Origin of the sequence: Trinickia sp., from assembly GCF_051954495.1 — a bacterium.
GTDB lineage: Bacteria > Pseudomonadota > Gammaproteobacteria > Burkholderiales > Burkholderiaceae > Trinickia.
Window position 1 is genome coordinate 1 of sequence record NZ_JBQCHR010000035.1, and the last position, 17,290, is coordinate 17,290.

The following is a 17,290-nucleotide window of genomic DNA, read 5'->3' on the forward strand; positions in this document are numbered from 1 at the left end:
ACTGACGGAGGTCATTCGAGATTATGGGGAAGAACGGTTTGCTGTTCAGATTGCAAAGGCGCTTGTTGCTCGCCGGGCAGAGTCCGACCGTCTTGGGCCTCTCTCAAGCACGGGCGAGCTTGCCGAAATCGTGGCTCGCGCAGTCAAGACCCGTGAGAAGGGCAAGGATCCGGCCACCCGCACCTTTCAGGCTATACGGATTCACGTCAATCAAGAGCTTGCGGAGCTGCAAGTCGTTTTAGAGGCGGCATTGTCGTCGTTGGAGCAAGGGGGGCGGCTGGTGGTCATCAGCTTTCATTCGCTCGAGGATCGAATCGTGAAGCGATTCATGCAGAAGCACGCGAGTGCGCCTGCGGTGGATCGTCGCTTGCCGATTCGCGCCGTCGATCTACCCGCCGCGCCCATGAAGATCATCGGGCGATTCTTCGCCGGCGCCGCCGAGGTCGAGGCCAATCCGCGCGCTCGCTCGGCGGTCATGCGCGTCGCGGAGCGCGTCGCGCCATGAACCGCCTGAACATCTTCCTGGTGATCGTCGTTCTCGGTTGCGCGCTTTCCGTCGTCAATGCCACGAATCAGCAACGACAGCTGTTCGTGCAGCTCGAGCGCGCGCAATCGGAAGAGCGCCAACTGCAGCAGGATTACGCGCAACTGCAGTATCAGCAAAGTGCGCTCTCCAAGACTTCCCGCATCGAGCAGCTCGCCACCGATACGCTCAAAATGCAGCCCGCGTCGACGGGCGAAACGCAGTTCTTGACACTGGCTCCGGGGGCGAGCGTCGCCGAGAATGCGCCGATCCCCACTATGCCGGCAAGCGCGCCGGCCGCTGTCGTTCGCGCGGGCAAAAACGCGGCGCACACGGCGGCCAAACCCGCTAGCCGCTCCGCCAATCGCGGAGGCGCACGATGAAGCAAGCGCCGAAAAACAAGAGCGTGACGTTCTCGTCGAGCCCGGTGTTGTCCGTGCGATTGCCGATGTGGCGCTCGAAATTCGTCGTGTTCCTGCTGTTCATGGCGTTCGTGGCGCTCGCCGGGCGTGCGTTTTGGATCCAGGGCCCCGGCAACGCCTTCTATCAGAAGCAAGGCGAAAGCCGCTACGAGCGCACGATCGAGTTGCCCGCCACGCGAGGCAAGGTGCTCGATCGCAACGGCCTGGTTCTGGCGACGAGCCTGCCGGTGCGCGCCATCTGGGCCATTCCCGAATCGGTGCCCGAGGATGTCGATCCGGCGAAGATCGCCTCGCTCGGCAAGCTGCTCGGTATGACGCAAAAGGAACTGCACCTGAAGCTTTCCGGAGACAAGACGTTCGTCTATGTGAAGCGCCAAGTGCCGATCGACGTCGCCGAGAAAGTGGCTGCGCTCAACATCCCCGGCATTTACCAGCGCGAGGAATACAAGCGCTTCTACCCGGAAGGCGAAATCACCGCGCATCTGGTGGGTTTCACCAACATCGAGGACGAGGGGCAGGAAGGCGTCGAACTCAGCGACCAGAAAATCCTCTCGGGCACGCCCGGCATGCGCCGGGTGATCAAGGACCGCATGGGGCGCATCATCGAGGATGTGGACGAGCAGGTCGTCCCCCACAATGGCAAGGACGTCGAGCTCTCGATCGACAGTAAGATTCAATACATCGCCTATTCGAACCTGAAGGCCGCCGTCGAAAAGTCGAAGGCCAAGGCCGGCGCGGCGATGGTCGTCGACGTGCGCACCGGCAACGTCCTGGCCCTCGTCAATTATCCGACGTACAACCCGAACGATCGCTCGCACCTGACGGGCGAGCAATTGCGCAACCGCATCCTGACGGACGTCTTCGAGCCAGGCTCGATCATGAAGCCGTTCACGGTGTCGCTCGCGCTCGACCTGCATCGCGTCACGCCCAATACGCTGGTCGATACGGGCAATGGACATTTCACGCTCGACGGCGCGACGATCACCGACGACAGCGGATTCGGCGTGCTCACCGTCGGCGGCGTGATTCAAAAGTCGAGCAATATCGGCGCGACGAAGATCGCGATGACGCTCAAGCCGGAAGAGATGTGGAATATGTATACGAGCATCGGGCTCGGGCAGGCGCCGAAAGTAGGTTTCCCCGGTGCGGCCGCGGGCCGGCTGCGGCCCTGGAAGAGTTGGCGCCGCATCGAGCAGGCGACGATGTCGTACGGTTACGGTTTGTCCGTCTCGCTGTTCCAGCTCGCGCGCGCGTATACGGCCATCGCGCATGACGGCCAGCTGATGCCCGTCTCGATCTTCAAAACCGACTCGAGTCAGCCGGTGACGGGCCCGCAGATCTTCTCGCCCACGACGGCTCGCGAAGTGCGCACGATGCTCGAATCGGTCGTGTCGTCGGCCGGTACGTCGCCCGAGGCGGCCGTTCCGGGCTATCGCGTCGGCGGCAAGAGCGGCACGGCGTACAAGCACTCGGGACGCGGCTACGATCATTCGAAGTATCGCGCGTCGTTCGTCGGCATGGCGCCGATGCCGAACCCGCGCATCGTCGTCGCCGTGTCGATCGACGAGCCGACCGTCGGCAGCCACTTCGGCGGATATGTGTCAGGCCCGGTGTTCTCGGGCATCGTCGGCGATACGCTGCGCTCGCTCAACGTGCCGCCCGATATGCCGGTCAAACAACTCGTCGTGTCCGACGACACAGCGAAGGCGGCAAACGTGGCCGCCGCGGCAACGCCGTCGGGCGAGAAGACGCGCACCCCCTCGTCCTCGACCGTCCAAAAGATCGCCGTCTCGGCCAACGCGCGCGCGCGTGCGGGGGTGGTCCGATGAACATGCCGAACTACGACGACGCGATGCGCAAGCAAGTGGCCGAGGCGCTGGATTGGTTACGCCGCCAAGCGGCGCCCGGCGCGCACCTGCATAGCGATTCGCGCACGCTTGCGGCCGGCGACGTGTATTTGGCGTATGCCGTCGACGGCGCGGATAACCGTGCGTACATGGCCGCTGCCATCGAGCGCGGTGCGAGTGCGGTGCTCTATCAGCCCGAGGGTTTGACGGGCAGCGTCGACGCCGCTTGCTCGCTGGCCGTGCCGGGGCTCGATCAGCTTGCGGGCGAAATCGCCAGCGGCTGGTACGGCAATCCGAGCGAAACGATGTGCACGATCGGCGTAACGGGCACGAACGGGAAGACGTCCTGCTCGCAATGGTTGGCCGCGGCGCTGACGGCACTCGGGCAGCCGTGCGCGGTGATCGGCACGCTCGGCACGGGAATGTGGGGTCATCTGGTTCACACGGGTTTCACGACGCCCGACGCGCCCCAAACCCAGCGCTCGCTTGCGCAGCTGGCAAACGCCGGCGCGCGCGCCGTTGCAATGGAGGTTTCTTCTCACGCCCTGCATCAAGGGCGCGTGAACGGGACGGCGTTCGATATCGCCGTATTTACGAATCTCACTCAAGATCACCTGGACTATCACCGGACATTCGAGGCGTACGAGGCCGCGAAAGCCAAGCTGTTCGATTGGCCGACGCTCAAAGCGGCCGTCATCAACCGAGACGACGCGGCCGGCCGGCGACTGATCGCGCGCACGCAGCCACGTCTGCCGACGATCGCGTACGGTATCGGCGCCGCCGGCAATGCGCCGAGCGCCCATGCGGCGCTTGTCGCGACGAACGTGCGGGCGACGGCGACGGGGACTGCGTTCCACTTGTCCTCCGATTGGGGCGTCGTCGACGTCGAAGTCGGCACGCTCGGAGAATTCAATGTCAGCAACCTGCTCGGCGTGCTCGGCGCGTTGCTCGCGGCCGATGTCCCATTGACCGATGCGCTCGCGCAGCTCGCGAAGCTCGAGCCGGTCAGCGGCCGAATGCAGCGGCTCGGGGGGCGCTTGGCGAGCGACGAGCCCCTCGTCGTCGTCGACTACGCCCACACGCCCGATGCGCTCGAGAAGACCCTGTCGGCGCTGCGCCCGATCGCGCAAGCGCGCGGCGGCCAGCTCGTCTGCATGTTCGGGTGCGGCGGCGATCGCGATGCAACCAAACGTCCACTCATGGGCGAGATCGCCGAGCGGCTGGCCGACGCCGTCGTCGTCACGAGCGATAACCCGCGCAGCGAAGAGCCGCGCGCGATCATCGAGCAGATCGCCGCCGGCATGACCCACCCCGAGAAGGCGCGTCGTATCGAGGATCGCGCGAATGCGATCTTGCAGGCGGTGCGCGGCGCGGCCCGCGAAGACGTCGTCGTGCTGGCCGGCAAAGGGCACGAGGCCACACAGGAAATCATGGGTAAAAAGCGCGTGTTCTCCGATCAAGATCACGCTCGCCTCGCGCTAGCCGCGCGGGCGACGCACCCGCGTGGAGGCGAGCAATGACGCCGCTCTCGCTCGCCCAAGCCGCTAACACGATTGCCGGCGCCGCCGTGCGCGGCGAGTCCGCCGTCACATTCGAGCGCATCAGCACCGATAGCCGCACGGCAGGCCCGGGCGACTTGTTCGTCGCGCTCAAAGGCGATCGTTTCGATGCGCACGACTTCCTTGCCGATGTCGCCGCTCGCGGTGTAAGCGCCGTGATGGCCAGCCGGTTGCCTGACGGTTGGGCCGTGCCCGCGCTCGTCGTACGCGACACGCGAGAAGGGCTGGGCGCGCTCGCCCGGGGTTGGCGTCGCCGTTTCGAGATTCCGGTCGTCGCCGTCACGGGCAGCAATGGGAAGACGACGGTCAAGGAGATGATCGCGACGATTTTCGCGCAAGCGGTCGGTGAATCGGCGAGGCTCTCGACGGCCGGCAACTTCAACAACGACGTCGGACTGCCGCTGACACTGCTGCGCTTGAACGAAACGCATCGGCTCGCCGTCGTCGAACTCGGCATGAACCATCCGGGCGAAACGGACGTTCTCGCGAAAATCGCCTTGCCGACGATCGCGCTCGTCAACAACGCGCAGCGCGAGCACCAAGAGTTCATGGCGACCGTCGAAGCGGTCGCGCTGGAACATGCGAGCGTGATTCATGCGCTGCCGGCCGACGGCGTCGCGGTGTTTCCCGCGGACGACCCGTTCGCCGGCATCTGGCGCACGGCGGCGACAGGGAACCGCATCGTCGATTTCGCACTCGAAGACGCTTCGCTCGCGGGCAAGACGATGAGCGCGGCCGTGACCGGTGCGCTCGAAGGCAACCGTTTGCGCGCTCGCACGAGCGCCGGTGAATTCGAAGCGACGCTGCAAGTGCTCGGCGAACACAACGCCCGCAACGCGCTGGCCGCAACGGCCGCGGCCATCGCCGCGAACGTGCCGCTCGATGCGATCGTGCGCGGTTTGGAAGCGTTCTCTCCGGTGAAAGGACGGTTGCAAACGAAGCGAGCGTCCGTCGGCGGGCTTGCGGGCGCGACCGTTATAGACGACACGTATAACGCGAACCCGGATTCGATGCGCGCGGCGATCGACGTGCTTGCCGCCCGCGGCGCTCCCCGCGTACTCGTGATGGGCGATATGGGCGAAGTGGGCGACAACGGCCCCGAATTCCATCGCGAAGTCGGCGCTTACGCGCGCGAACGCGGGATCGACGCGCTTCTTGCGCTCGGCGATGCGACGCGGGACTCGTGCACCGCATTCGACGCGTTCGCGGCCCCCGGAGGCCATGCGAACGTCGCCGTCGCACGCCATTTCGACGATGTTTCGACGCTGGTCGCGCATCTGCTGCAAGCGAGTTACGGATCGAGCGCGACGCTGCTCGTGAAAGGCTCGCGTTTCATGCGAATGGAGCGCGTCGTCGACGCGTTGACCGTTTCGCAACCACCCCACGTGCCGGGCGGCTCGCCCGACACGCATTGAAAGAGAAGGACGAGCATGCTGCTGGTGCTGGCGCAATGGCTGCAGAACGACGCAAGCTTTTTGCGTGTATTCAGCTATCTGACGTTTCGCGCGGTGATGGCCACCATCACCGCGCTCGTGATCGGGCTCGTTTGCGGGCCGTGGGTGATTCGCAAGCTGACCCAGATGAAGGTCGGCCAAGCCGTGCGCACCGACGGGCCGAAGACGCACCTCGTCAAATCGGGCACGCCGACGATGGGCGGCGTGCTGATCCTCATCGGCATCGCCGTGTCGACGCTGCTGTGGGCCGATCTGACGAATCGCTTTATTTGGATCGTCATGCTCGTGACGTTCGGCTTCGGCGTGATCGGTTGGGTCGACGACTACCGCAAGGTGGTCTACAAGGATCCGCGCGGCATGTCGTCGCGAGAAAAGTATTTTTGGCAGTCGGTCATCGGCCTTTTCGCGGCGGTGTACCTCGCCTTCAGCGTGTCCGAGGCGAGCAACGTGCGCGTCTTCGACCTGTTCATGGCTTGGGTGCGCAGCGGGCTGTCGATGGGACTGCCGGCGCGTGCCGACTTGATGTTGCCGTTCCTGAAGTCGATCAGCTATCCGCTGGGCGTGTGGGGCTTCATCGCGCTGACCTACTTCGTCATCGTCGGCGCGAGCAATGCCGTGAACCTGACCGACGGTCTCGACGGCCTCGTGATCATGCCCGTCGTGCTCGTGGGCGCGTCGCTCGGTGTGTTCGCCTATGTCATGGGCAGTTCGGTGTATTCGAAGTATCTGTTGTTCCCGCATATTCCGGGGGCGGGCGAGTTGCTGATTTTCTGCTCGGCCATGGGCGGGGCGGGACTCGCGTTCCTCTGGTACAACACGCATCCGGCGCAGGTGTTCATGGGCGATGTCGGCGCGCTGGCGCTCGGCGGGGCGTTAGGCACGATCGCCGTCATCGTCCGGCAAGAGATCGTGCTGTTCATCATGGGTGGGATTTTCGTGGCCGAAACGCTTTCGGTCATGTTGCAGGTCGTCTGGTTCAAGTACACCAAGCGGCGCTACGGCGAAGGGCGGCGAATCTTCAAGATGGCCCCGCTGCATCATCACTTCGAGCTTTCCGGATGGAAGGAAACTCAAGTGGTCGTGCGCTTTTGGATCATTACGTTGATGCTCTGTCTGTTCGGGCTGTCGACGTTGAAGTTGCGCTGATGCGCAAGGCAAATACAAGGGAATAAGGGAAAGCAAGCGATGTTCGGCGAGACGTTCGTGGATCGGCAAAAGCCGATGGTGCTCGTGCTGGGGCTCGGTGAGTCGGGCCTTGCGATGGCGCGCTGGTGTGCGCGCCAGGGGTGCCGCTTGCGCGTTGCCGATACGCGCGAGGCGCCGCCGAATCTGCCCGCGGTGGCCGCGCACGGCATCGACGCCGAGTTCGTCGGCGGCGCCTTCTCGCCCGCGCTGCTCGACGGCGGCATCGAACTCGTTGCGCTGAGCCCGGGCCTTTCGCCGCTCGCGCAAGACCTCGTGCCGCTGCTCGCGAGCGCCCAAGAACGAGGCATTCCCGTATGGGGGGAGGTCGAATTCTTCGCGCAGGCGCTCGCGCATCTCGGAGAGAGCGGCTACGCACCGAAAGTGATTGCGATCACGGGCACCAACGGCAAGACCACGACGACGAGCATGACGGGTCAACTGTGCGAGCGGGCCGGCAAGAAAGTCGCCGTCGCGGGGAACATCAGCCCGACAATGCTCGATCGTCTCATGGACGCGATCGACGCCACGGCGCTGCCCGACATTTGGGTGCTCGAACTCTCGAGCTTCCAGCTGGAAACGGCGCGCACGTTCGCGCCCGACGCCGCGACCGTGCTCAACATCACGCAAGATCACCTCGACTGGCACGGCGGCCTCGACGCGTACGCCGCGGCGAAAGGGCGAATTTTCGGACCGGGCACGGTGCGCGTGCTCAATCGCGACGACGCGCGCACGATGGCCCTCGCGCCGAAAGCCGATGTGCCCGGCGAAGCGCCGCCGGCCTACGTGACCTTCGGCATGAACGAGCCGACCCGGTTGGGCGATTACGGGCTCGCCCGCGAAAACGGCATCAACTGGCTCGTCCAGGCACGCGAGCGTGAGCCGTCCGATGAAACGACGAGCCCGCGCCGTCGCCGGCAAGAAGCGGCCGCGCCGGTCGACCTGGCGCTGACTCGCCTGATGCCCGCCGATGCGCTGCGCATCCGCGGTCTGCACAACGCATCCAATGCGCTGGCGGCCTTCGCGCTCGCGCGAGCGATCGGGTTGCCGGCGGCGCCGTTGCTGCACGGCTTGCGCGACTATCGCGGCGAGCCGCACCGCGTCGAGCTCATCGCATCGATCGACGGCATCGACTACGTCGACGACAGCAAGGGGACGAACGTCGGTGCAACCGTCGCGGCGCTCGACGGGCTTGCTCAGCGCGTCGTGCTGATCGCGGGTGGCGACGGCAAGGGACAGGATTTTTCGCCGCTTGCGCGGCCCGCGGGACGCTGGTGCCGCGCCGTGATGCTGATTGGACGCGACGCGCCGCTGATCCGCGAGGCGCTCGCCGAGACCGGCGTCCCGCTCGTCGATCATCCGACACTTGAAGCGGCGACGCGCGCTGCCTCCGCCCTCGCCCAGCCGGGCGACGCCGTGTTGCTCTCGCCGGCCTGCGCCAGCCTCGACATGTTCGACAACTACGCGCATCGCGCGGCCGTGTTCCGTAGCGCCGTCGAAGACATCGCGGCCGAGAAGGGGACGATGCTATGAGTTGGACCGACCGTCTGGGCTCCCGACTGATGCCGCAACGCGAATCGTCGGCAGGCCGAAAGGCGTCGAAAACCGCCGGCGCGGCTTCGACCGGCGCCGGTGTGGGCGGGCTCGCAAGCGCCGTCAGCGGCCTGCGGCCTATGCGCTCGCGCATGCTCGACTACGATCACTCGCTGCTTTGGGTCGTGATCGCGTTGCTCGGGCTCGGTGTCGTCATGGTCTATTCGGCGTCGATCGCCATGCCGGACTCGCCGAAATACGCGGCGTACCACACGTACGCGTTCCTGCTGCGCCACGTTATTTCGCTCGCCGTCGCGATGGTGGCGGCCATCATCACGTTCAAGATTCCCATCTCGGTTTGGGACAAGTACGCGCCCAAGCTCTTCCTGCTCGCTCTCGCCGCACTCGTGGTCGTGCTGATTCCTCATATCGGCAAGGGCGTGAACGGCGCACGCCGCTGGATCCCGCTCGGTCTCATGAACATGCAGCCGTCGGAAATCATGAAGCTCGCCGTCACGATCTACGCGGCGAACTACACCGTGCGCAAGCAAGAGCACATGCATAGTTTCGGCAAGGGGTTTTTGCCGATGGGGTTCGCGGTCGGCGTCGTCGGGGCGCTGCTGCTGCTCGAGCCCGATATGGGCGCGTTCATGGTCGTCGCGGCCATCGCGATGGGCGTGCTCTTTCTGGGCGGCGTCAACGGCAAGCTGTTCGGCGGCCTAGTCGCGACTGCCGTAGGCACGTTCACCCTGCTCGTTTGGGCGTCGCCTTGGCGGCGCGAGCGCATTTTCGCCTATCTGGACCCGTGGGACGATCGCTATGCGCAGGGCAAGGCTTACCAGCTCACCCACTCGCTGATCGCTTTCGGGCGCGGCGAGTGGTTTGGCGTGGGGCTTGGGGGCAGCGTCGAAAAGCTCAATTACCTGCCCGAGGCCCATACCGACTTCATCCTTGCCGTCATCGGCGAGGAATTCGGTTTCGTGGGCGTGCTCATCGTCATCCTGCTGTTCTACTGGATCGTGCGCCGCTCGTTCGAAATCGGCCGCCAGGCGCTTGCACTCGATCGGACGTTCGCGGGTTTGATGGCCAAAGGCATCGGCCTGTGGTTCGGCGCGCAAACCTTCATCAACATGGGCGTGAACCTCGGCCTGCTGCCGACGAAAGGCTTGACGCTGCCGCTCGTCAGCTATGGCGGCTCGGGCATCGTGCTCAACTGCGTCGCACTCGCCGTGCTGATGCGCGTGGACTACGAGAATCGCGTGTTGATGCGGGGAGGGAAGATATGAGCACGACCCCCCAGCGCACGCTGATGGTCATGGCCGGCGGCACCGGAGGGCATGTCTTTCCGGGGCTCGCGGTCGCGCATCGCATGCGCGCATGGGGCTGGCGCGTCGTATGGCTCGGCAATCCGTCCGGCATGGAGGCCTCGCTCGTGCCGAAGCACGGTGTGCCGATCGAGTTCGTCCGGTTCGGGGGGCTGCGCGGAAAAGGACTGAAGACGAAGCTCGCGCTTCCTCTCAATTTGCTGCGCGCGTGTCTGGAAAGCCTGCGCGTGCTGCGGCGCGTAAAGCCGGACGTGGTGTTGGGGATGGGCGGCTACATCACGTTTCCGGCCGGCGTCGTCACGGCGCTGAGCGGGCGCCCGCTCGTGCTGCACGAACAAAATTCCATCGCGGGATTGGCCAACAAAGTGCTCGCCAAGCTTGCGCGGCGCGTGCTGGTCGCGTTTCCCGACACCCTGCCGGGCGCCGAATGGACCGGCAATCCGCTGCGCGACGAAATCTGTCACGCGGCCGAGCCGAAGGTGCGCTATTCGAGCCGCACGGGAGCGCTGCGCGTGCTCGTCGTCGGCGGCAGCTTGGGCGCCGCGGCGCTGAACGAGTGCGTGCCGCGCGCCCTCGCGCTGCTTGCGCCGAACGAGCGACCGCACGTGATACACCAGGCTGGCGCGAAGCACATCGACGCACTGCGCGCGAATTACGCCCAAGCAGGGTTCGAGCCGGGCGAAGCGCTGCGGCTCGTGCCTTTCATCGACGACATGGCGGCGGCCTATGGCGAAGCCGATCTCGTGATCTGCCGCTCGGGGGCGATGACGGTGGCCGAAGTGGCGGCGGTCGGCGTTGCTGCGCTATTCGTGCCGTTCCCGTACGCCGTCGACGATCATCAAACCACCAACGCCGAGTTCCTGGCTGCGCAGAACGCCGCCGTACTCGTGCAGCAGCGCGACTTGTCGCCGGAAAACCTCGCTGACTGGCTGCGTACGCAGACGCGCGAAACGCTCGCCGACATGGCCGAGCGCGCGCGGCTGCTCGCCAAGCCGGAAGCCACCGATCGCGTCGCGCAAGTATGGGCGGCCGTGGCGCTCGCGCGCCCGGGAGGAAAGCAATGAAACATATCGTCAAACACGTTCACTTCGTCGGCGTCGGCGGCGCCGGCATGAGCGGCATCGCCGAGGTGCTCGTCACGCTTGGCTACCGCGTGAGCGGCTCCGACCTCTCGCGCAGCGCATCCACCGATCGGCTCGCCTCGCTCGGCGCGCACATTTCGATCGGGCACGATGCGGCCAACATCGAAGGCGCCGATGCCGTCGTCGTCTCGACAGCCGTGCGCAGCGACAATCCGGAAGTGCTGGCCGCGCGCCGCAAGCGCGTACCGATCGTGCCGCGCGCGGTGATGCTGGCCGAGCTCATGCGCTTGAAGCAAGGCATCGCAATCGCCGGCACGCACGGCAAGACCACGACGACGAGCCTCGTTGCGAGCGTGCTCGCGGCCGGCGGCCTCGATCCGACCTTCGTCATCGGCGGACGTCTGACGAGCGCGGGAGCCAACGCGCGCCTGGGCACCGGCGATTTCATCGTCGCGGAAGCCGACGAATCGGATGCCTCGTTCCTGAATTTGCTGCCCGTGATCGAAGTCGTCACGAACATCGACGAAGATCACATGGACACTTACGGGCACGACTTCGCGCGCCTGAAGCAGGCGTTCATCGAGTTCACGCACCGGCTGCCCTTTTACGGCATCGCCGTGCTTTGCGTCGATTGCGCAAACGTGCGCGAGATCTTGCCGTTCGTCTCGAAGCCCGTGATTCGCTATGGATTCGCCCCCGATGCTCAGGTGCGGGCCGTCAATGTGTTCGCGCGCGAGGGGAAGATGCATTTCACGGCGTTGCGCGAGGGCGCGGCGCCGATCGACATCGTGCTGAACATGCCGGGCACGCATAACGTCCAGAACGCGCTGGCGGCGATCGCGATCGCGACCGAACTCGAGATTGCCGATGCCGACATCCAGCGCGCGCTGGCCGAGTTCACGGGCGTGGGCCGGCGTTTTCAACGCTATGGCGAGATGCGCGTGGCGAGCGGCGGCGCCTACACGCTGATCGACGACTACGGCCACCACCCCGTCGAAATGGCGGCGACGATCGCCGCCGCGCGCGGCGCATTTCCGGGCAAGCGCCTGGTGCTCGCGTTCCAGCCGCATCGCTACACGCGCACGCGCGACTGCTTCGAAGATTTCGTCGGCGTGCTCTCGAGCGTCGACGCGCTCGTGTTGACGGAGATCTACGCGGCCGGCGAAGCGCCGATCGTCGCGGCCAACGGGCAGGCGCTCGCGCGGGCCATCCGCGCCGCGGGCAAGGTGGACCCTGCGTTCGTCGAGACGGTCGACGAAGTGCCGCAGGCGTTGTCGGCGCTCGTGCGCGACGGCGACGTGGTGATCACGATGGGCGCGGGCTCGATCGGCGCGGTGCCGGGTCGCCTCGCTCAAGAATTGAAGGTATGAAATGAAACACACGCAACGTTCGCTAGCGTTCGCCTCCCTCCGAGAAGACGCGAGTCTGCCTCGGCAGCATGTCGTCGGGAGCCTGAAATGAGCGGTGAAATCGATCCGAAACGCTTCGGCAAGGTCGCCGTCCTGCTCGGCGGAGAATCGGCCGAACGCGAGGTGTCGCTCAAGTCGGGCGCGTTGGTGTTGAAGGCGCTTCGCGACGCCGGCGTCGACGCGCATGCGTTCGATCCGGCCGAGCGGCCGCTTTCCGCGCTCAAGGACGAAGGCTTCGTGCGCGCATTCAACGCGCTGCACGGCGGCTATGGCGAGAACGGCCAAATTCAGGGCGCGCTCGATTTCTACGGCATTCGCTATACGGGCAGCGGCGTGCTCGGCTCGGCGCTCGGCCTCGACAAATTCCGCTCGAAGCTCGTCTGGCAGCAGCTCGGCGTGCCGACGCCGCCGTTCGAAGCCGTGCTGCGCGGCGACGACTACGCCGCACGTTCGGCGGAAATCGTCGCGAAACTCGGTCTGCCGCTATTCGTGAAGCCCGCGAGCGAAGGCTCGAGCGTGGCCGTCATCAAGGTCAAGAGCGCCGACGCACTGCCGGCCGCACTCGAAGAAGCCGCCAAATTCGACAAGATCGTCATCGTCGAAAAGAGCATCGAGGGCGGGGGCGAGTACACGGCCTGCATCGCGGGCGAGCTGGACTTGCCGATCATCCGCATCGTGCCGAAGGGCGAGTTCTACGACTACCACGCGAAATACATCGCCGAAGACACCGAGTACCTGATTCCCTGCGGCTTGCCGGCCGATGAAGAAGCGCGGCTGAAGGCGCTCTCGCGCCGTGCGTTCGACGTGCTTGGCTGCACCGACTGGGGGCGGGCCGATTTCATGTTGGATGCGAGCGGCAACGCCTACTTCCTCGAAGTGAACACGGCGCCCGGCATGACCGATCACTCGCTGCCGCCGAAGGCCGCGCGCGCGGTGGGCATCGCCTATCAGGAACTCGTCGTCGGCGTGCTGGCGCTGACGCTTACGGATTGACGACACGCCATGTGGAACAACGTACGCCAACTGAACCTTGCCGCCAACGCGCTTTACGCGCTGTTGGCGCTCGCGTTGTTGGCTGCGGGCGGGTACTGGTTGACGCAGCGTCCGGCGTTCGCCTTGCGCGCGATCGCGATCGGCGGCGACACCGAGCACATCAACGCACCCACCGTGCGCGCGAGCGTCGTCGGCCACTTGAAGGGCAACTTTTTTACGGTCGATCTGGACAGCGCGCGGCAGGCGTTCGAGCAAATGCCATGGGTGCGGCGCGCGAGCGTGCGCCGGGTGTGGCCGAATGCGCTTGCCGTCACGCTCGAGGAGTACCGGCCGCTCGGCACCTGGGGCAGCGATCAACTCGTCAGCGTCGACGGAGAACTCTTCACGGCGAATCAAGGCGAGCTCGACGAAGACCTCCCAGCGTTCGACGGGCCGAACGGAACGGAGAAGGAAGTCGTCGCACGCTACTTCGATTTCAGGAAATGGCTTGCGCCGCTCGGCGCGGCGCCGGATGAGGTCACGCTGTCGCCGCGCTATGCGTGGACGGTGAAACTGTCGAACGGCACGCAGATCGAATACGGCCGCGAACGCAATCCGCAAACGCTCGCCGAGCGCAGCCAGCGGCTGACGGCGGCATGGAAGGCGGTGACGGCGCGCTGGGGCGACGACATCGAATACGCCGATTTGCGCTACCCGAACGGCTTCGCGATTCGCGCGGCGGGGATGCGCTTCATCGGTAACGCGACCGCGGGCAAACCCGCGGCGAAGTAACAAGACAACACACGCAATGAGCACGCTATGAGTAAAGACTACAAGGATCTGCTGGTTGCTCTGGACATCGGCACGGCCAAGGTCGTGGCGGTCGTCGCCGAGTTGCGCGGCGAGGGCCACTACGAGGTGATCGGGCTTGGGCAAAGCGAATCGAAGGGTCTGAAAAAAGGCGTCGTGGTGAACATCGAGGCCACGGTGCAGTCCATTCAGCGGGCGCTCGAAGAAGCCGAACTGATGGCCGACTGCAAGATCACCAACGTATTTACGGGGATCGCCGGCAGCCACATCCGCAGCTTCAATTCGAGCGGGATGGTCGCCATCAAGGACAAGGAAGTGACGCAGGCCGACGTTGCGCGCGTGATCGAGACAGCGAAGGCGATCAACATTCCGACCGATCAACAGGTGCTGCATATCCTCACGCAGGAATTCATCATCGACGGACAGGAAGATGTTCGCGAGCCGATCGGCATGAGCGGCATCCGTCTCGAGGTGAAGGTGCACATCGTGACGGGCGCCGTGTCGGCCGCGCAAAACATCGTCAAGTGCGTGCGCCGCTGCGGGTTGGAGGTGAACGATTTGATCCTCCAGCCGCTGGCGTCGTCGCTTGCGGTGCTCACCGAGGACGAGAAGGAACTGGGCGTCGTGCTGGTCGACATCGGCGGCGGGACGACGGACATCGCGATTTTCAGCGAGGGCGCGATTCGTCACACGGCCGTGATTCCGATCGCGGGCGATCAGATCACGAGCGACATCGCGATGGCGCTGCGCACGCCCACGCCGGATGCCGAGGACATCAAGGTGAGCTACGGCATCGCGAAACAGGCGCTCGCCGATCCCGACGAAATGATCGAAGTGCCGGGCCTTGGCGAGCGCGGGCCGCGCACGCTGTCGCGTCAAGCGCTCGCGGCCGTCATCGAGCCGCGCGTTGAAGAACTGTTCTCGCTCGTGCATCAAGTCGTCCGCGAATCGGGTTATGAGGAACTCTTGAGCTCCGGCATCGTTCTGACGGGCGGTGCTTCGATGATGCCGGGCATGGTCGAGCTCGGCGAAGACATTTTCTTGAAGCCGGTGCGCATCGGCGTGCCGGAATACGCGGGAGGCCTAGCCGATGTCGTGCGCAATCCGCGCTATTCGACGGCGATGGGGCTGCTCGTCGAAGGGTCGTCGCAGCGCATGCGCGGCCGCAAGGTCGCCGTGCAGGCGGGTTCGATGGGGCAGGTCTTCTCGCGCATGAAGGACTGGTTCTTAGGCAATTTTTGATTTTGAGTAAGCCGGGGCGCGCATCGATGAGATGCGCATTCGGCAGGCGGTGAAAGCGCGGGTGTCGGCGGCTCGCGCGCGACGAAGGGTTGCCCGGCCCTTCGCCGAATAACGCCGATGAGCGGGATTTTTTTCTTTGCGGAGGCAATATGGAATTCCAGATGTTGGAAACGGAAACCAACGGCACCATCATCAAGGTGGTGGGCGTTGGCGGTGCAGGCGGCAATGCCGTCGCGCACATGATCAGCAAAGGGGTGCAGGGCGTCGATTTCGTCGTCATGAACACCGATGCGCAGGCGCTCTCGCGTTCGCGCGCGCCGAACGTGATTCAGCTCGGCAGCACCGGGCTCGGCGCGGGCGCGAAGCCCGAGATGGGACGTGCGGCGGCCGAAGAAGCGCGCGAGCGGATCGCCGATGCATTGCGTGGCGCGCACATGGTCTTCATCACGGCCGGCATGGGCGGCGGCACGGGCACGGGCGCGGCGCCGGTGGTCGCGCAAATCGCCAAGGAGATGGGCATTCTGACCGTGGGCGTCGTGAGCAAGCCTTTCGAATTCGAAGGCGGCAAGCGCATGCGCGTGGCTGAAGCTGGTTCGCAGCAACTGGAGGATCACGTCGACTCGCTGATCGTCGTTCTGAACGACAAGCTGTTCGAGGTGATGGGCGATGACGCCGAGATGGATAAGTGCTTCCAGTGCGCGGACGATGTGCTCAACAACGCGGTTGCCGGCATCGCCGAAATCATCAACGTCGACGGTCTGGTGAACGTCGACTTCGAAGACGTGAAGACGGTGATGGGCGAGCAGGGCAAGGCGATGATGGGCACGGCCACCGTGGCCGGCGTCGATCGCGCCCGCCTCGCGGCCGAACAAGCCGTGGCGAGCCCGCTGCTGGAAGGCGTCGATTTGTCGGGTGCGCGCGGCGTGCTCGTGAACATCACGTCGAGCCGTTCGCTGCGTTTGTCGGAAACGCGCGAAGTGATGAACACGATCAAGAGCTACGCGGCGGAAGACGCCACGGTGATCTTCGGCGCGGTCTACGACGATGCGATGGGCGACGCGCTGCGCGTGACGGTCGTCGCAACGGGCCTCGGCCGCACCGCTGCCGGCGTGGCGAAGAAGCAGCAACCGGCGCCGATGACGCTGCTGCGCACGGGCACGGACAACCAGCCGGTCATGCAGCACGGCTATGCGCCGGCCTCGCAAGCGAACACGGCCGATTACGGCGCGTTCGACACCCCGGCCGTCTGGCGCAATTCGCGCGAGACGGCTGCGTCGCACGTTCAGGCGCTGCAGGAAAAGGGCGTCGATACGTACGACATTCCGGCGTTCCTGCGCAAGCAGGCCGACTGAGTGCGGTGAATTTCGTCGCGCGCGTGCACGAGCCTCACCGCGCCGCGCCGGCGAAGGACGGCAACATGAACGGCAACGGCGTCAGACGGCTTCGTTCTGTCGGACGAGCGGTCGCAGCCGGTTCCCGCGGCGCGCAGGCTGGGCGCGTGGATCGGCTGTCGGCGCGTCCCAGACCGGGCGGCGCGGCGCGTGCGAGGGCGGCAGCACGCGTGCACGCGATCGCGTTGGTCTGCGACAGGCGAATTTGGCAGCGAGCGAGCCGATAAGCGCCATGCGGGGCGTTCGATCGGGCCGATCGGCAACTGCGCATCGGCACTGATTTTCGAACGCGGCGGCGCGCTGGCAAACGATCTCCGGGGCATCGCGGGCAAGATGCCGCGGGGGAAGGCGACGCTCGAAAACCGGGCAAGCGATATGCGTCGCTTGCGGGTGAGCTGTTGCGACGCGGCGGCGCTCGCGCAATCGAGCGAAGCGGCGTTGCGTGCCGGCAACGTGGGCGCGCGTGTCTTTTGTGACCGTCCGTTACGGCCGGCGGCTTGGAATGCCTCCGTTCCAAGCCGCCGGCCTCGCTTCATCAT

The 17,290-nt window shown here is 65.4% G+C and carries 14 protein-coding genes; all 14 read left to right on the forward strand.

Going from position 1 to position 17,290, the window contains the following annotated elements:
- A partial coding sequence (gene rsmH / locus ACTHNR_RS05665; RefSeq protein ID WP_440546572.1) for a 16S rRNA (cytosine(1402)-N(4))-methyltransferase RsmH occupies window positions 1-505 on the forward strand: 505 nt, incomplete at its 5' end.
- On the forward strand, window positions 502-906 hold the full coding sequence (gene ftsL, locus ACTHNR_RS05670) for a cell division protein FtsL (protein WP_440546573.1): 405 nt from the start codon (window positions 502-504) through the stop codon (window positions 904-906). The genes rsmH and ftsL, both read left to right, overlap by 4 nt.
- Window positions 903-2,774, forward strand: a complete 1,872-nt coding sequence (locus ACTHNR_RS05675; protein WP_440546574.1) for a peptidoglycan D,D-transpeptidase FtsI family protein — start codon at window positions 903-905, stop codon at window positions 2,772-2,774. The genes ftsL and ACTHNR_RS05675 overlap by 4 nt, the downstream gene beginning before the upstream one ends.
- Complete coding sequence (locus tag ACTHNR_RS05680) at window positions 2,771-4,312, forward strand: UDP-N-acetylmuramoyl-L-alanyl-D-glutamate--2,6-diaminopimelate ligase (protein ID WP_440546575.1); 1,542 nt, start codon at window positions 2,771-2,773, stop codon at window positions 4,310-4,312. Before ACTHNR_RS05675 ends, ACTHNR_RS05680 begins: the two co-directional genes overlap by 4 nt.
- On the forward strand, window positions 4,309-5,766 hold the full coding sequence (locus ACTHNR_RS05685) for a UDP-N-acetylmuramoyl-tripeptide--D-alanyl-D-alanine ligase (RefSeq protein WP_440546576.1): 1,458 nt from the start codon (window positions 4,309-4,311) through the stop codon (window positions 5,764-5,766). The genes ACTHNR_RS05680 and ACTHNR_RS05685 overlap by 4 nt, the downstream gene beginning before the upstream one ends.
- Window positions 5,767-5,781: 15 nt before the next feature.
- Window positions 5,782-6,951 carry a phospho-N-acetylmuramoyl-pentapeptide-transferase gene (gene mraY, locus ACTHNR_RS05690; protein WP_440546577.1) on the forward strand — a complete coding sequence of 390 codons (1,170 nt, stop codon included), beginning with the start codon at window positions 5,782-5,784 and terminating at the stop codon, window positions 6,949-6,951.
- 39 nt (window positions 6,952-6,990) lie between these two features.
- The gene (murD, locus tag ACTHNR_RS05695) at window positions 6,991-8,520 is read left to right on the forward strand and encodes a UDP-N-acetylmuramoyl-L-alanine--D-glutamate ligase (RefSeq protein WP_440546578.1); all 1,530 of its coding nucleotides are present in this window, start codon (window positions 6,991-6,993) and stop codon (window positions 8,518-8,520) included.
- Window positions 8,517-9,806 (forward strand): putative lipid II flippase FtsW, encoded by a 1,290-nt coding sequence (ftsW, locus tag ACTHNR_RS05700; protein ID WP_440546579.1) that lies wholly within the window; start codon window positions 8,517-8,519, stop codon window positions 9,804-9,806. Before murD ends, ftsW begins: the two co-directional genes overlap by 4 nt.
- Entirely contained in the window at window positions 9,803-10,909 is a 1,107-nt protein-coding gene (murG, locus tag ACTHNR_RS05705; RefSeq protein WP_440546581.1) for an undecaprenyldiphospho-muramoylpentapeptide beta-N-acetylglucosaminyltransferase, read from the forward strand. Before ftsW ends, murG begins: the two co-directional genes overlap by 4 nt.
- A complete protein-coding gene (gene murC / locus ACTHNR_RS05710) occupies window positions 10,906-12,297 on the forward strand; it encodes a UDP-N-acetylmuramate--L-alanine ligase (RefSeq protein WP_440546582.1) in 1,392 nt (463 codons plus the stop codon). The genes murG and murC overlap by 4 nt, the downstream gene beginning before the upstream one ends.
- A gap of 87 nt (window positions 12,298-12,384) precedes the next feature.
- Entirely contained in the window at window positions 12,385-13,329 is a 945-nt protein-coding gene (locus ACTHNR_RS05715) for a D-alanine--D-alanine ligase (protein ID WP_440546583.1), read from the forward strand.
- Between the two features lie 9 nt (window positions 13,330-13,338).
- Window positions 13,339-14,100, forward strand: a complete 762-nt coding sequence (locus ACTHNR_RS05720) for a cell division protein FtsQ/DivIB (RefSeq protein ID WP_440546584.1) — start codon at window positions 13,339-13,341, stop codon at window positions 14,098-14,100.
- Window positions 14,101-14,127: 27 nt separating this feature from the next.
- Window positions 14,128-15,360 (forward strand): cell division protein FtsA, encoded by a 1,233-nt coding sequence (gene ftsA, locus ACTHNR_RS05725; RefSeq protein ID WP_102643969.1) that lies wholly within the window; start codon window positions 14,128-14,130, stop codon window positions 15,358-15,360.
- A 149-nt stretch (window positions 15,361-15,509) separates the two neighbouring features.
- Complete coding sequence (ftsZ, locus tag ACTHNR_RS05730) at window positions 15,510-16,712, forward strand: cell division protein FtsZ (RefSeq protein ID WP_440546586.1); 1,203 nt, start codon at window positions 15,510-15,512, stop codon at window positions 16,710-16,712.
- Window positions 16,713-17,290: the final 578 nt, after the last annotated feature.

What these genes read in the sequence shown, in the direction of transcription:
- ftsL (WP_440546573.1), top strand. Translation starts at nt 502, where the DNA reads ATGAACCGCCTGAACATCTTCCTGGTGATCGTCGTTCTCGGTTGCGCG.
- ACTHNR_RS05675 (WP_440546574.1), top strand. Translation starts at nt 903, where the DNA reads ATGAAGCAAGCGCCGAAAAACAAGAGCGTGACGTTCTCGTCGAGCCCG.
- ACTHNR_RS05680 (WP_440546575.1), top strand. Translation starts at nt 2,771, where the DNA reads ATGAACATGCCGAACTACGACGACGCGATGCGCAAGCAAGTGGCCGAG.
- ACTHNR_RS05685 (WP_440546576.1), top strand. Translation starts at nt 4,309, where the DNA reads ATGACGCCGCTCTCGCTCGCCCAAGCCGCTAACACGATTGCCGGCGCC.
- mraY (WP_440546577.1), top strand. Translation starts at nt 5,782, where the DNA reads ATGCTGCTGGTGCTGGCGCAATGGCTGCAGAACGACGCAAGCTTTTTG.
- murD (WP_440546578.1), top strand. Translation starts at nt 6,991, where the DNA reads ATGTTCGGCGAGACGTTCGTGGATCGGCAAAAGCCGATGGTGCTCGTG.
- ftsW (WP_440546579.1), top strand. Translation starts at nt 8,517, where the DNA reads ATGAGTTGGACCGACCGTCTGGGCTCCCGACTGATGCCGCAACGCGAA.
- murG (WP_440546581.1), top strand. Translation starts at nt 9,803, where the DNA reads ATGAGCACGACCCCCCAGCGCACGCTGATGGTCATGGCCGGCGGCACC.
- murC (WP_440546582.1), top strand. Translation starts at nt 10,906, where the DNA reads ATGAAACATATCGTCAAACACGTTCACTTCGTCGGCGTCGGCGGCGCC.
- ACTHNR_RS05715 (WP_440546583.1), top strand. Translation starts at nt 12,385, where the DNA reads ATGAGCGGTGAAATCGATCCGAAACGCTTCGGCAAGGTCGCCGTCCTG.
- ACTHNR_RS05720 (WP_440546584.1), top strand. Translation starts at nt 13,339, where the DNA reads ATGTGGAACAACGTACGCCAACTGAACCTTGCCGCCAACGCGCTTTAC.
- ftsA (WP_102643969.1), top strand. Translation starts at nt 14,128, where the DNA reads ATGAGTAAAGACTACAAGGATCTGCTGGTTGCTCTGGACATCGGCACG.
- ftsZ (WP_440546586.1), top strand. Translation starts at nt 15,510, where the DNA reads ATGGAATTCCAGATGTTGGAAACGGAAACCAACGGCACCATCATCAAG.